Below are 14163 nucleotides of genomic sequence, written 5' to 3' on the forward strand. Positions count from 1 at the left end.
TGGGCCGGTCGTTCATCACTCGCAACCGCACACATGTGTCCGGACAGACCGTCGGACTCGCACATCCGTACACGCACGGAGAGGGGGAGGCAGCCGCAGTGACCAACATTCCCGAGACCGGTCGGAACCCACGGGTCCAGATCCGGCTCGTCGTCATCCAGGTCCTGGTCCTCTCCCTGCTGCTCACCCTCGGCGGACGCCTGTGGTACCTCCAGATCCGTGAGGGCGCGGCCTACGCCAAGGAGGCGTCGGGCAACCACGTCCAGCAGGTGGTCCAGCCCGCCGTCCGCGGCTCCATCCTGGACGCCCGCGGCGTGGCCCTCGCCGACAACGAGACGCGCCTGGTGGTCTCCGCCTCCCGCACGGACCTGCTGAAGATGAAGGACGACGGCGAGGAAGTCCTCACCAAGCTCGCCGGCGTCCTCGGCATGACCCCCAAGGAGGTCATGGAGAAGGTCCGGCTGTGCGACGCCAAGACGCCCCAGCCCTGCTGGAACGGCTCGCCGTACCAGCCCATCCCCATCACCGACGAGGCCACCCCCAAGCAGGCCCTGCAGATCCGTGAGCGCGCCGAGGACTTCCCCGGCATCACCGCCGAACCGCAGGCCGTGCGCCGCTACCCGAGCCCGGGCAAGGCCAACACCGCCCAGGTCCTCGGCTACCTCTCCCCGGTCACCGACGAGGAGATCAAGAAGGCGCAGAACACCAACTCGCCGTATTTGCGCTCCGACCAGGTCGGCCGCTCCGGCCTGGAGCGCCAGTACGACAAGCAGCTGCGCGGCAAGGCCGGCGTCACGCGCTACGAGGTGGACAACCTCGGCCGCGTCATCGGCCAGGCCGAGGCCGACCCCACCCAGCCCGGCGACAACCTCGTCACCAGCATCGACGCCCGTGTCCAGCGGATCGCCGAGTACGAGCTGAACGAGGCCATGAAGCAGGCCCGCAAGGAGCACGACCGCAACACGGGCACGAACTACAAGGCCGACTCCGGCGCCGTCGTCGTCATGGAGGCCAAGACCGGCCGCGTCGTCGCCATGGCGTCGAACCCGACCTACGACCCGAACGCCTGGGTGGGCGGCATCTCCGCCAAGGACTACGCGCGCCTGACGGGCAAGAAGTCCAACTACCCGCTGCTCAACCGCGCCATCCAGGGCCAGTCGGCGCCCGGCTCCATCTTCAAGGTCATCCCGACGGCCGCCGCGGTCAACGCCGGCTACTCCTTCAACGGCCCCTACGAGTGCTCCAGCTCGTACTCCATCGGCGGCCAGGTCTTCAAGAACTTCGAGTCCAAGGGCTACGGGGCCATCAGCCTCGGCCGCGCCCTGGAGGTCTCCTGCGACACGGTCTTCTACCGCCTCTCGCACGAGGAGTGGAAGCGCGACGGCGGCACCAAGCCGAAGAAGAACGCCAACGACTGGTTCTACAAGACCGCCCACCAGTTCGGCCTCGGCAAGGAGACCGGCATCGACCTGCCCAACGAGGTCACCGGCCGCGTCCCCGACCGCCAGTGGAAGCTCGACTACTGGAAGGCCAACAAGAACGTCTGGTGCCGCACCGGCAAGCGCAACGGCAGCTACGCCGAGAAGATCGCCTACGAGAACTGCCTCGAAGGCAACCGCCTGCGCGCCGGTGACTCCGTCAACTACTCCATCGGCCAGGGCGACACGCTCGTCACGCCCATCCAGATGGCCACCATCTACGCCGCCATCTCCAACGGCGGCACGATGTACACGCCCTCCGTCGGCAAGGCCGTCATCAGCGCCGACGGCAAGACCGTCACGCCGATCAAGCCCCAGGCCCACGGCAAGCTGCCGATGAGCCAGAAGACGCGCAACGAGATAAGCGATGCCCTCGCGGGAGTCGCCACCCGCGGTACGGCCGCCTGGAGGTTCGGCGGCTGGCCGCAGGACAAGATCCCGATGCACGCCAAGACGGGTACGGCCGAGGTCTACGGCAAGCAGACGACCTCCTGGTTCGCCACGTACACCAAGGACTACGCGGTCGTCATGACGATCTCCCAGGGTGGTACGGGCTCCGGCGCCTCGGGCCCGGCCGTGCGCAACATCTACAACGCGCTGTACGGCGTCTCCCCCGACGGCGACATCGACACGAAGAAGGCCCTGCTGCCCACGCCACAGAAGACCCTGCCGAAGGTCAAGGTCGACGGCACCATCGCCTCCCCGAAGATGTCCAAGGACCCGGCCAAGGACCAGCAGGCGAACAAGAAGGACCCGAACGCCCCGGCCGACCCGCTCCAGCCGGCGACGGCGGCCCCGCCGACGCCCGAGAACCGTGACACCCGAAGGCGCCGGCGCCGGCGGGGAAGCCGGAGGTTGCCGACATGACCGGCGGTGTGAACAGCTTCCAGGTCTCCGGCTACGGGCCCGAGCGCTCCGGCTGGACCCGGCTGCTGGCCCGCGACTCGGTGGCCCGGCGGCTCGACTGGCCGATCCTGCTGTCGGCGCTGGCCCTGTCCCTGCTCGGCACGCTGCTGGTCTACTCGGCGACCCGCAACCGCACCGAGCTCAACCAGGGCGACCCGTACTACTTCCTCGTCCGGCACCTGCTGAACACCGGCATCGGCCTCGCCCTGATGGCCGGCACGATCTGGCTCGGCCACCGCGCCCTGCGCACGGCCGTGCCGGTCCTGTACGGCCTCTCGGTGCTGCTGATCCTGCTGGTGCTCACCCCGCTCGGCTCGACGATCAACGGCGCCCACTCCTGGATCAAGCTCCCCGGCGGCTTCTCGCTCCAGCCCTCGGAGTTCGTGAAGGTCACGATCATCCTGGGCATGGCGATGCTGCTGGCGGCCCGGGTCGACGCGGGCGACAAGCAGTACCCCGACCACCGCACGGTCGTGCAGGCCCTCGGCCTGGCCGCCGTGCCCATGCTGATCGTGATGCTCATGCCCGACCTCGGGTCGGTCATGGTGATGGTCATCATCGTGCTGGGCGTCCTGCTCGCCTCCGGCGCCACCAACCGGTGGGTGTTCGGGCTGCTGGGCGCGGGCGCCACCGGCGCGATCACCGTCTGGCAGCTCGGCGTGCTCGACGACTACCAGATCGCCCGCTTCGCCGCGTTCGCCAACCCCGAGCTCGACCCGGCCGGCGTCGGCTACAACACCAACCAGGCCCGCATCGCCATCGGCTCCGGCGGACTGACCGGCTCCGGCCTCTTCCACGGCTCGCAGACCACCGGCCAGTTCGTGCCCGAGCAGCAGACCGACTTCGTCTTCACCGTGGCGGGGGAGGAGCTGGGCTTCCTCGGCGGCGGCCTGATCATCCTGCTGCTCGGCATCGTCCTGTGGCGGGCCTGCCGCATCGCCCGGGAGACGACCGACCTGTACGGCACGATCGTGGCCGCCGGCATCGTCGCCTGGTTCGCCTTCCAGACGTTCGAGAACATCGGCATGACCCTCGGCATCATGCCGGTCACGGGCCTGCCCCTGCCGTTCGTCTCCTACGGCGGCTCCTCGATGTTCGCCGTGTGGATAGCGGTGGGACTGCTGCAGTCGATCCGGGTGCAGCGGCCGATGTCGGCATGACCGACGCGGGGTGGCCCTCTGCCGCCCCGCGTCCGGGCCGACTAGATTCGCTTCATGGCGGACACCAAGCGTGAGATCGAGCGGAAGTACGAGGCCGAGGACAGCGGGCTGCCGGACCTGACCGGTGTGCCCGGCGTCGCGAACGTGGTCGACAAAGGGGTCGCCCACCTCGACGCCACCTACTACGACACCGCCGACGAACGCCTCGCGGCGACATCCGTCACCCTGCGCCGCCGCACCGGCGGCTCGGACGCCGGCTGGCACCTGAAGTTCCCGGTCGGCCCCGACACCCGGGACGAGATCCACGCCCCGCTCTCCGACACCCTCCCCGGCGAACTCGCCGGCCTGGTCCGCTCCCGCGTCCGCGACGCCGAGCTGGTCCCGCTGGTCCGGCTGCGCTCCGAGCGGGACGTGCGGCACCTCGTGGACGCCGAGGGCCGGCTGCTCGCGGAGGTCAGCGTGGACGCCGTGCACGCCGAGCGGCTCACGGCCGACGGGGGCGCGGCGCAGTGGACCGAGATGGAGGTCGAGCTCGCCGACGGCGGTGACCCGGCCTTCCTCGACAAGGTGGACAAGCGGCTGCGCAAGGCGGGCGTGCGGCCCTCGAAGTCGCCGTCCAAGCTGGCACGGGCCCTGGCCGAGACGGCGCCCCGGAAGCGGCGCCCCGCCGCGGAGACGGGGGAGCCGGTGACCGCCGCGGACCACGTGCTCGCGTACGTACGCGTCCAGCGCGACGCGATCGTGGCGCTGGACCCGGCCGTCCGCCGGGACGCCGAGGACGCCGTGCACAGCATGCGCGTGGCCACCCGGCGGCTGCGCAGCACCTTCAAGTCCTTCCCGGACATCCTCGACCGGGCCGTGACCGACCCGGTCGCCGACGAGCTGAAGTGGCTGGCCGGGGAGCTGGGCCTGGACCGCGACCGCGAGGTGCTGGCCGCACGGCTGACGGCGGCCCTCGACGAGGTGCCCGACGACCTGGTCCGCGGTCCCGTCGGGGAGCGGCTGCGCGGCTGGTCGAGCGCCGAGCACCACACGGCCCGCGGCCGGCTCCTCGGCATCCTGGACTCCCGCCGCCATCTCGCCCTGCTCGACACCCTGGACGCGCTGATCGCCGATCCGCCGCTGCTGAAAGCGGCCGGTAAGAAGCCCGGCAAGCCGCTCGCCGCCGCGGTGAACAAGGACTTCCGCAAGGTGGCCCGGCTGGTGGAGCGGGCGCTGGAGCTGGAGCCCGGCAGCGAGCGGGACGTCGCCGTGCACGAGGCCCGCAAGAAGGCCAAGCGCGCCCGCTACGCCGCGGAGGCGGCCGAACCGGCCCTGGGCAAGCCCGCAAAGACCATGCTCAAGTCCATGAAGTCACTGCAGAAGCTGCTCGGCGAGCACCAGGACAGCGTGATGGCCCGGCAGACCCTGCGCGAGCTGTCGGCGGTCGCCCACGCGGCGGGGGAGAGCGCCTTCACCTATGGCCTGCTCCACGAGCGCGAGGAGCAGCGGGCCCTGCGCACGGAGGCCGAGCTGCCCGGGCTGTGGAAGGAGATCAGGGGCACGATCGCGGGCCTGTGAGGCGCACGGCGTACGGAGGTGCCCCGCGGCCGCGTTAGGCTGGATGGTCACCCCTGTCAGTTAAGTCCAGCTCACGAAGGTGCGCGACATGCCTGCCGAAGTCGCTGCGTCGGTGTTCCCGCAGCTCGAAGCTCTGCTCCCGCATGTGCAGAAGCCGATCCAGTACGTCGGCGGAGAACTGAACTCCACGGTCAAGGACTGGGAGTCCTGTGACGTCCGCTGGGCGCTCATGTACCCGGACGCGTACGAGGTCGGTCTGCCCAACCAGGGCGTGCAGATCCTCTACGAGGTCCTGAACGAACAGCAGGGCGTCCTCGCCGAGCGCACGTACAGCGTGTGGCCGGACCTGGAGGAGCTGATGCGCGAGCACGGCGTCCCCCAGTTCACGGTCGACAGTCACCGGCCGGTGACGGCGTTCGACGTGCTCGGCCTCTCCTTCTCCACGGAGCTCGGCTACACGAACATGCTGGCCGCCCTGGACCTGGCGGGCATCCCGCTGGAGTCGAAGGACCGCGGCCTGGACGACCCGATCGTCCTGGCCGGCGGCCACGCCGCGTTCAACCCCGAGCCGATCGCGGACTTCATCGACTGCGCCGTGATCGGCGACGGCGAGCAGGCCGTCCTGGAGATCACCGCCATCGTCCGTGCCTGGAAGGCGGAGGGCCGCCCGGGCGGGCGCGAGGAGCTGCTGTTCCGCCTGGCGAAGACGGGCGGGGTGTACGTGCCCGGCTTCTACGACGTCGAGTACCTGCCCGACGGCCGTATCGCTCGCGTGGTGCCCAAGCGCAGCGGTGTCCCGTGGCGGGTGTCCAAGCACACCGTCATGGACCTGGACGAGTGGCCGTACCCCAAGCAGCCGCTGGTGCCCCTGGCCGAGACGGTCCACGAGCGCATGTCGGTGGAGATCTTCCGCGGCTGCACCCGCGGCTGCCGCTTCTGCCAGGCCGGCATGATCACGCGCCCGGTCCGTGAGCGTTCCATCACGGGCATCGGCGACATGGTCGAGCAGGGCCTGAAGGCGACCGGCTTCGAGGAGGTCGGCCTGCTGTCGCTGTCCTCCGCGGACCACAGCGAGATCGGCGACATCGCCAAGGGCCTCGCCGACCGCTACGAGGACGACAAGATCGGCCTGTCGCTGCCGTCGACCCGCGTGGACGCCTTCAACATCGACCTGGCCAACGAGCTGACCCGCAACGGCCGCCGTTCGGGCCTGACCTTCGCCCCCGAGGGCGGCTCGGAGCGCATCCGCAAGGTCATCAACAAGATGGTCTCCGAGGACGACCTGATCCGCACGGTCGCCACCGCCTACGGCAACGGCTGGCGCCAGGTGAAGCTGTACTTCATGTGCGGCCTGCCCACCGAGACCGACGACGACGTCCTGCAGATCGCCGACATGGCGACGAAGGTCATCGCCAAGGGCCGCGAGGTCTCCCGCTCCAACGACATCCGCTGCACGGTCTCCATCGGCGGCTTCGTGCCCAAGCCGCACACGCCCTTCCAGTGGGCCCCGCAGCTCTCCGCCGAGGAGACCGACGCCCGCCTGGCCAAGCTCCGGGACAGGATCCGCGGCGACAAGAAGTACGGCCGCTCCATCGGCTTCCGCTACCACGACGGCAAGCCCGGCATCGTCGAGGGCCTGCTCTCCCGCGGCGACCGCCGCATCGGCGCGGTCATCCGCGCGGTCTACGACGACGGCGGCCGCTTCGACGGCTGGCGCGAGCACTTCTCCTACGACCGCTGGATGGCGTGCGCGGACAAGGCCCTGGAGCCGTTCGGCGTGGACGTCGACTGGTACACCACCCGCGAACGCACCTACGAGGAGGTCCTCCCCTGGGACCACCTCGACTCGGGCCTGGACAAGGACTGGCTCTGGGAGGACTGGCAGGACGCCCTCGACGAGACGGAGGTCGAGGACTGCCGCTGGACGCCGTGCTTCGACTGCGGCGTGTGCCCGCAGATGGACACCCACATCCAGATCGGCCCGACGGGCAAGAAGCTCCTGCCCCTGACGGTCAAGAACGCGGCCCCGGCCCCGAGCGGCCACGCACACTGACCTGAGCACCGACCGAGCCCCCTCCGGCGTGGAGGGGGCTCAGTGCTATCGGCGGCCGGGTGACCTGCTCGAATGATCCGTTCTGATCACTTCGGCAACGTGATATTCACGGCGGCGATTGCTGGATACAGTCGTTTTGTCACTCCTGGTTGCGGGGGCAACCAGGGCTTGGTCGGCTGGGCCGACGTCCTGGGGAGGGCCTGTAGCGCATGAGTCGTCGCTCTGCTGGTGTGGTCGGTGCCTGGGCTGAGATTCAGCGGCAGCAACAACGTCAGGTGGAAGCCGATGCAAGGCGTCGGCGGTACGAGGCGCAGCAAGCCCGGGCGTATCAGCGGTCGGCCGCGCAAGGGCACCGGGAGTACTGCCAGGCGGAGGCCAGACGCCGTACGGAGGAACTGGAGGCCCAGGTCGCAGCTCTGCAGGGTCTGCTGACCACGGGTTGCCGGGCGCCGGCCTTCAGGGCCGCGTCTCTCCTGCGTGCGGAAGACGTCGCACCGTTCGACCCCGGGCAGCTCGCCTGGCCGGTGCGGATGCCGGACCCGAGTCACTACCAGGCGCAGGGCGGCTGGACCGCCGGTCAGCGAGCGCGGGCACAAGCCGAGGCGCGGGCCCGGTTCGAGCAGGACTGGCATGCCGCTCAGACCGCCGAGGCGCAGCGGCAGCAGCGGTTAGCCGCGTTGCAGCGGGACCACGAGCAGCGGACGGAGTCCCAGCGGGCCGAGGTGCGTCGGCACAACGCCGGGGTCGCGGAGGTGACCGACGGGGTCCGGCGGGGCGAGCCGGATTCCGTGGTCGCGTACTTCTCGGCCGCGCTGTACGCGTCGACGGCCTGGCCGGAGGGCTTTCCCCGGCAGGTGGCGGCGGCCTACGACGCGGCGGGACGGCAGTTGGTGCTGGACTGGGAGCTGCCCCCGTACGAGGTGGTTCCCGAAGCGAAGTCCGTCAGGTATCTGTCCCGTGAGGACCAGTACAAGGAAGCGGCACGCCCGGTGAGTCAGCGGCGGGCGCTGTACCGCGAGGTGCTGGGGCAGAGCATGCTGCTGGTGCTGCACCAGCTGTTCACGGCGGACGAGTACGGCATCCTCGACTCGATAGCGCTGAACGGCTTCGTGGACGCCCCCGACCCGGCGACAGGACGACAGACGCAGATCTTCCTGGCGACCGTCATGGCTTCCCGGGCGGTTTTCACGGACTTGCATCTGGGACAGGTGGACCCGGTCAGCTGCCTGACCGACGCGCTGAGGGGACAGCTCTCGACCCGGCCCGACCAGCTCACTTCCGTGCGGCCGGGCCGGCAGCCCCAGGACGTCGGCAGCACTGTGGCCGCCCATGGTGGCGATCACGAGCCCGACCTGTACGCCATGGATCCGATCGCCTTCGAGTCCCTGGTCGCCGATCTGTTCCGCGCCATGGGCATGCAGGCCGTGACGACCCAGCGCTCGAACGACGGTGGCGTGGACGTCGATGCGACGGACCCGGCTCCCATCCGCGGCGGCAAGATCGTCGTCCAGGTGAAGCGCTACCGCAACACGGTGCCGCCCACGGCCGTGCGCGATCTCTACGGCACCGTCCAGGACGTCGGTGCCAACAAGGGCGTACTCGTGACGACGTCCGGGTTCGGTCCGGGCTCTCACACCTTCGCCAGAGGTAAGCCGTTGGAGCTGATCTCGGGCGGAGAGCTCGTGGACCTCCTGCACCGGCATGGGCTGCGTGGGCGTCTGGGAGGGGGAGGAACGGCGGTTCCGGCGCAGCCGGCAGGCGCCGGCCCCTCGGTACCGCCGGACGACCACAACGTGCTGGGCATGACGTGGTCCGGCGACGTCGCACTCGACGTGTGCGCGCTCGTCTGCCGGGGCAGCCGGGTCCTCAGTGAGGATCACTTCGTGTTCTTCAACAACCCGCAAACACCTGACGGCACGGTATGCGCCGTACCGGCTGCGGGACCCGACAAGGCAGCCATGCGGGTCTCCTTCGACGGGCTGCCCGAGGCAGCTGATCGGCTCGTGATCGTGGCTGCCGTGGATCCGGAGGTGAATCCGGAGGCTGACCTGTCGCGGTTCACCGATGCCTGCATCCGGCTCCTGGATCCGGCGATGACCGAGCTCGGGCGGCTCGAAGTCTCCGACGGGCGGGCCGGAGAGAGCGCGTTGGTCCTCGGCTCCTTCCGGCGCAGGTCCAACGGCGACTGGGACTTCGTGCTGGGCGGCAAGGGCTACACGGGTGGCCTGGAGCAACTCGTCCGGGACTACGGGATCGAGGTGGAGTGATCCCCTGACTGCTGCATGTGCGTGGCCTCCGGGGTGGCGGACACCCCGAGCCGCACCCGCGCGGCTACACCCACCGGATGCTGAGCGGCGAGGTCGAGGACGTCACCGACTGGAACCCGGCTGGCAGTAGCCGTCCACGCTGCTTGCCCGCGCGGTCACGGAGGTCGTCATGCCGGACCACGTGTACGACGGGTCGGTGGTCGCGTGCCGGCGGTCGTTGTGCGGGCGGGACCGTGAGGGGTGAGACACCGGTCCTGGGGGACCCGCTGAAGAGGCGGGGTCGGTGACGCTCCCCCGGGGGACCGGCGCCGTCAGGTTCCCCCAGTTCAGAATGTGTGCTGGGGGAGCCGTCAACCCAGTCCGCCGTGCTCGCAGACCCGGCGGGCGACCTCCCGGAGCTTGACGTTGTTCTCCTGGGAGTAGCGGCGCAGCACGTCGAAGGCCTGCTCCTCGGTGAGGCGGTGGCTGCCCATGAGGATGCCCATCGCCTCGCCGATGGCGTGCCGGGTGGCGATGGCCTGCTCCAGCTGGGCGTGACTGCGGGCGCTGGAGAAGGCCACGGCGGCGTGCGAGGCCAGCAGCCAGCCGGCGGTCTCGCTGTCCTCGGAGAAGGCCCCGGGGCGCTGGGAGTACAGGTTGAGCGCGCCGAGGTCCTCGTCCTCGGTGTACAGCAGGAAGCCCATCATGCTGCCAATGCCGAGCTCCTCGGCCCGGGTGGCGTAGGCAGGCCAGCGGGACCGCCCATGGGTGATGTCGCCGATGCGGAACACGCGCTCGCCGGTGCTGGTGCGGGCCGCGTCGAAGCAGGGGCCCTCGCCGAGGCGCTCCTGGAGCCGGTCGCTCTCCACCACCAGGTCGTGGGTCGGGGCGAGCGACTCCGCCGTCTTGCCGTGCAGCAGCAGGACGCCGGCCGCGTCGCAGCCCGGGACCAGCTCGACGGCCGCGCCGGTGATGTGTCCGAGGGTGGCCTCCACCGAGTCCTGGGCGAGCAGGTCCCGCGCCATGGAGGCCATCTCCCGTGCGAACACGCGCCAGTCCACCGTCGTCCTCCTCGGTCCGGGGTGCCGGCCTTGGATGCCTCTTGCCACGGTGTCACGGGTCGCACGCCTCCGTTGGGACGACCACTTGCCGCGTCTATCGATTCTCGATAGATTTCCATCGTAGTTCGATCGGAGAATGGGGAGTGGGATGGGAAAGCTGGCCGTGGCCGCGTTGCGGGCGGTGCTCGGGGTGCTGCTCGCCGGGTCGTTGTTCGTGCAGGGCGTGATGGTCCCGTTGCTGGCCATCGACATGAACGGGCTCAAGCCCGAGTACGCCCACCTGCGGACGCCGATCCTGGTGATCCTGGTGCTGGGGGTCGTGACGGCCCAGGTCGTGCTGGTCTGCGTGTGGCGGCTGGTGACGATGGTGCGGCGCGGGACGGTGTTCTCCACGGGTGCCTTCCGGTACGTGCACATCGTGATCGGCGCGTTCGTGGCGGCCGCCTGCCTGGTGTTCGCGCTCGGGGTGGTGCTCGCGCCCGGCGAGGCCGTCGCCCCGGGGGTGGTGCTGCTGCTGGGCGGGGTCGGCCTGGCGGTGCTGGGGGTGGCACTGGTCGTGCTGGTGCTGCGGATGCTGCTGGCGCAGGCCGTCGCGCGCGACATCGAGGCGGCGCGGATGCAGGCCGAGCTGGAAGAGGTCATCTGATGCCGATCGCCGTCGACATCGACGTGATGCTGGCCAAGCGGAAGATGTCCGTGGGCGAGCTCGCCGAACGCGTCGGCATCACCCCGGCCAACCTGGCCGTCCTCAAGAACGGCCGCGCCAAGGCGGTCCGCTTCTCCACCCTCGCCGCGCTGTGCGAGGTGCTGGAGTGCCAGCCCGGCGATCTGCTGCGTTTCGAGCCGGACGGGGACGCCCCCGCGACCATGCCCTGATGGAGAACACCGACATCCGTCCGGTCCGTACCGGGGACCTGGCCGCGGTGGCCGCGCTGCGGTGGGAGTGGCTCGTCGAGAACGCCGAGGAGGCCGCCGTCGGACGCGAGGACTTCCTGCGGCACTTCACCGCCTGGGCGCGGGACAACGCCGGAACCCACCGCTGCACGGTGCTCGTCCGGGACGACGTCGTCATCGGCATGGCCTGGCTGGCCGTCGTGCAGCGGGTGCCCACCCCGCGGGCGCCCCACCGGGCCTCCGGTGACCTGCAGTGCGTCTACGTCGTCCCCGGGGCTCGGGACGGCGGTCCGGGCGGGCGGCTCGTCCGGGCGGTGCTGGACGAGGCCCGGGAGCTCGGCCTGGAGCGGGTGACCGTGCACTCCAGCGAGCGGGCGATCCCCGCCTACGCCCGCTGGGGTTTCCGGGAGTCACCCCGGCTGCGGCACGCCCGGGTCGCCGGGACACGGGCCGTGTGAGCAGGACTCCGGGTGGAGGAACCGCGGGAGAGCGGCGTCGGGATCGTGCGGAACGGGATCCGGACGGGAGGCTGCGGCGTCTTCGACGGTATGGATCTGCACAAGCCGCCCCGCGAGGGCACCCAGCCGCGGGTCGATCCGCGCGAGAGCCCGGCCGGGCCACCCGTCCGGCGGCAGCCCGTGGCGCCCGTGGCTGCCGTGGTGCCCGAGGCCTCCGAGCCGCCCGAGGGGTGTCTGGCCGTCGCGATCCGGATCCCCGTGCGGATCGTCGTGCTCGTGCTGGTCGTCCCCGTGCGGATGCTCTGGGACGCCCTCGTCGTCACGGGCCGCTTCCTGAACGACACCCTGTTCCGGCCGCTGGGACGGGCCCTGCTGTGGCTGGGACGGGCGGTGTTCGTCCTGCCGTTGGTGGGGCTGTGGCGGTACGTGGCGGTGCCGCTGGGCCAGGCTCTCGCCTGGCTCGGGAAGGTCCTCGTCGTCGTGCCGCTCGTCGGTCTTCACCGCTACGTGCTGACGCCGGTGGGACATGCGATCGCCTGGGCCGGCCGGGGCGTCGGGGCCGGGCTCGGCTGGGTGTACGCGCACCTGCTCACGCCCGTCGGACACGCCGTGACGTGGGTCCTGAGGGGCATCGGTGCCGTGCTCGCCGCGATCGGCTCGGGTGTGTACGCGGCCGTGGCGTGGCTCGGCCGGTACCTCGTCGTCCTGCCGGCCGTCCTGGTGTACACCTGGGTGCTCAGGCCCGTCGGGCACGCCCTGCTGTGGTGCGGCAAGGGGCTCGTGTGGCTGGTGAGCACAGCCGTCAACGGCCTCGGGGTGGCCCTGTACTGGATCACGCGGATCCTGTTCGTCCTGCCCGCGCTCGCCCTCTGGCGCTGGGTCCTCGCGCCCGTCGGCCGCGTCCTCGCCGTCGTCGGACGGGAGGTGCTCGACGCCCTCGGCCACGCCTGGCGCATCGCCGGCCACGTCTCGCTCGCCGTCGGGCGGTTCCTCGGCACGCTCCTGCGGTGGATCTTCGTCGAGCCGGTGCGCTGGGCGTACCGCAGTGTGCTCACGCCCGTCGGACACGTCGTGCGCGACCACGTCCTGCGGCCCGCCGCCGAGGCCGCCCGCAGCGCCGGACGGGCCACCCGGCAGGCGCTCGCCACCGCCCGCGAGACCGTACGCCAGGCCCGCGCCGACGTCCGGCGGATGCTCTTCGGAGAGCCGAGGCGACCCGCGCCGGTCGCCCGGAGGGAACCTTCCGGCCGCGAGGCACGTACTCTTGGTGGCAGTACGACCGCTCTCACGAAGGACTGAACGACACTGGGCAAGCGACAGCCCGAAGGCCCGCCGCCCGCACCCGCGGTGCAGCGCATCCGACTGCGCTACACCAAGCGCGGCCGCCTCCGGTTCACCAGCCACCGTGACTTCCAGCGCGCCTTCGAGCGTGCGTTGCGCCGTGCCGAGGTGCCGATGGCCTACTCGGCCGGGTTCACGCCGCACCCGAAGGTGTCGTACGCCAATGCCGCACCCACCGGCACGGGCAGTGAGGCGGAATACCTGGAGATCGCGCTCACCGCGCCCCGCGACCCGGAGCAGCTCAGGCTCCTTCTCGACGCGTCGCTGCCCGCCGGGCTCGACATCGTCGAGGCGGTCGAGGCCCGCACCTCGGGCCTCGCCGACCGGCTGACCGCTTCCGTGTGGGAGCTGCGGCTGGACGGCGTGTCGCCGGAGGAGGCCCGCCGCGCGGCGGACGCCTTCACCGCGGCCGGGACCGTCGAGGTCCAGCGCCTCGCCAAGAACGGGGTCCGTACCTTCGACGCCCGCTCCGCCGTCGTGAGCCTGGAGAGCCGCGATCTCGCGGAAACGCAGAGTTCGCAGGCTGATAGGCCGACCGACCAGCCCTGTGCGATACTGCGGCTGGTTGTTCGGCACGTGACGCCTGCCGTACGACCCGACGACGTCCTGTCCGGTCTCCGCGCCGTGGCCGACCTGGCGCCGCCGGTCCCCGCAGCGGTGACCAGGCTGGCGCAGGGGCTGTTCGATGAAGAGACCGGCACGGTGACCGACCCGCTCGCGCCCGACCGCGAGGCAGCGCAGGCCCACTCAACGGCCGAACAGCCTGCCGCCGCGACGGCGCCGGCGTAAGGAAGGTCCCGCGTAGGGACGGACGTCGTAGCGCCGCCCTTGGACTCGGGAGCCACCTGGGTCGGGCAGCGTACCGATCAGAAGACTTTCGCCAGGCCGTGCGCATTCGGCGTACGGAACCGGCGAGACAGGACACGGAGAGCTCCCGTGCGGCGCCCGCGCCCCGGACGGCGGCGACGCGCACAGCGCGAGCCGCGGACGTCACCGGCATCGCCGG

At 71.0% G+C, this 14163-nt stretch carries 11 protein-coding genes; 10 read left to right on the forward strand and 1 reads right to left on the reverse strand.

Going from position 1 to position 14163, the window contains the following annotated elements:
- Positions 1 to 98 precede the first annotated feature (98 nt).
- From mrdA to ACIGAQ_RS11330, 5 genes are all read left to right on the forward strand, one after another.
- A complete protein-coding gene (mrdA, locus tag ACIGAQ_RS11310; RefSeq protein WP_311686907.1) occupies positions 99 to 2345 on the forward strand; it encodes a penicillin-binding protein 2 in 2247 nt (748 codons plus the stop codon).
- Positions 2342 to 3544, forward strand: coding sequence for a rod shape-determining protein RodA (gene rodA, locus ACIGAQ_RS11315; RefSeq protein WP_399781489.1), 1203 nt, complete (start codon positions 2342 to 2344; stop codon positions 3542 to 3544). Before mrdA ends, rodA begins: the two co-directional genes overlap by 4 nt.
- Before the next feature lie 54 nt (positions 3545 to 3598).
- Positions 3599 to 5104: a CHAD domain-containing protein gene (locus ACIGAQ_RS11320; RefSeq protein ID WP_399781492.1), complete on the forward strand. Its 1506-nt coding sequence runs from the start codon at positions 3599 to 3601 to the stop codon at positions 5102 to 5104.
- Positions 5105 to 5192: 88 nt separating this feature from the next.
- Positions 5193 to 7157 (forward strand): TIGR03960 family B12-binding radical SAM protein, encoded by a 1965-nt coding sequence (locus tag ACIGAQ_RS11325; protein ID WP_399781495.1) that lies wholly within the window; start codon positions 5193 to 5195, stop codon positions 7155 to 7157.
- A 209-nt stretch (positions 7158 to 7366) separates the two neighbouring features.
- Positions 7367 to 9424 carry a restriction endonuclease gene (locus tag ACIGAQ_RS11330; RefSeq protein WP_399781498.1) on the forward strand — a complete coding sequence of 686 codons (2058 nt, stop codon included), beginning with the start codon at positions 7367 to 7369 and terminating at the stop codon, positions 9422 to 9424.
- A 350-nt stretch (positions 9425 to 9774) separates the two neighbouring features.
- On the opposite strand, the gene ACIGAQ_RS11335 is transcribed toward ACIGAQ_RS11330, so the two are convergent.
- Positions 9775 to 10464, reverse strand: a complete 690-nt coding sequence (locus tag ACIGAQ_RS11335; RefSeq protein WP_399781501.1) for a GAF and ANTAR domain-containing protein — start codon at positions 10462 to 10464, stop codon at positions 9775 to 9777.
- A gap of 148 nt (positions 10465 to 10612) precedes the next feature.
- On the opposite strand from ACIGAQ_RS11335, the gene ACIGAQ_RS11340 reads away from it, so the two are divergent.
- The 5 genes from ACIGAQ_RS11340 to ACIGAQ_RS11360 all read left to right on the forward strand — a co-directional run bounded on the left by ACIGAQ_RS11340 (position 10613) and on the right by ACIGAQ_RS11360 (position 13946).
- Positions 10613 to 11110 (forward strand): DUF2975 domain-containing protein, encoded by a 498-nt coding sequence (locus ACIGAQ_RS11340; RefSeq protein WP_311686898.1) that lies wholly within the window; start codon positions 10613 to 10615, stop codon positions 11108 to 11110.
- On the forward strand, positions 11110 to 11340 hold the full coding sequence (locus ACIGAQ_RS11345; RefSeq protein WP_311686896.1) for a helix-turn-helix transcriptional regulator: 231 nt from the start codon (positions 11110 to 11112) through the stop codon (positions 11338 to 11340). The genes ACIGAQ_RS11340 and ACIGAQ_RS11345 overlap by 1 nt, the downstream gene beginning before the upstream one ends.
- Entirely contained in the window at positions 11340 to 11816 is a 477-nt protein-coding gene (locus ACIGAQ_RS11350) for a GNAT family N-acetyltransferase (protein WP_399781505.1), read from the forward strand. Before ACIGAQ_RS11345 ends, ACIGAQ_RS11350 begins: the two co-directional genes overlap by 1 nt.
- Positions 11817 to 11906: 90 nt before the next feature.
- Entirely contained in the window at positions 11907 to 13115 is a 1209-nt protein-coding gene (locus tag ACIGAQ_RS11355) for a hypothetical protein (protein ID WP_399783117.1), read from the forward strand.
- Between the two features lie 48 nt (positions 13116 to 13163).
- Entirely contained in the window at positions 13164 to 13946 is a 783-nt protein-coding gene (locus tag ACIGAQ_RS11360; RefSeq protein WP_311686892.1) for a TIGR03936 family radical SAM-associated protein, read from the forward strand.
- Positions 13947 to 14163 lie beyond the last annotated feature (217 nt).

This window comes from Streptomyces sp. NPDC085932, assembly GCF_044540525.1.
GTDB lineage: Bacteria > Actinomycetota > Actinomycetes > Streptomycetales > Streptomycetaceae > Streptomyces > Streptomyces levis.

Excerpts from the sequence above, each read along its gene's own strand:
- rodA (WP_399781489.1), top strand. The coding sequence starts at position 2,342 with ATGACCGGCGGTGTGAACAGCTTCCAGGTCTCCGGCTACGGGCCCGAG.
- ACIGAQ_RS11320 (WP_399781492.1), top strand. The coding sequence starts at position 3,599 with ATGGCGGACACCAAGCGTGAGATCGAGCGGAAGTACGAGGCCGAGGAC.
- ACIGAQ_RS11325 (WP_399781495.1), top strand. The coding sequence starts at position 5,193 with ATGCCTGCCGAAGTCGCTGCGTCGGTGTTCCCGCAGCTCGAAGCTCTG.
- ACIGAQ_RS11330 (WP_399781498.1), top strand. The coding sequence starts at position 7,367 with ATGAGTCGTCGCTCTGCTGGTGTGGTCGGTGCCTGGGCTGAGATTCAG.
- ACIGAQ_RS11340 (WP_311686898.1), top strand. The coding sequence starts at position 10,613 with ATGGGAAAGCTGGCCGTGGCCGCGTTGCGGGCGGTGCTCGGGGTGCTG.
- ACIGAQ_RS11345 (WP_311686896.1), top strand. The coding sequence starts at position 11,110 with ATGCCGATCGCCGTCGACATCGACGTGATGCTGGCCAAGCGGAAGATG.
- ACIGAQ_RS11350 (WP_399781505.1), top strand. The coding sequence starts at position 11,340 with ATGGAGAACACCGACATCCGTCCGGTCCGTACCGGGGACCTGGCCGCG.
- ACIGAQ_RS11355 (WP_399783117.1), top strand. The coding sequence starts at position 11,907 with ATGGATCTGCACAAGCCGCCCCGCGAGGGCACCCAGCCGCGGGTCGAT.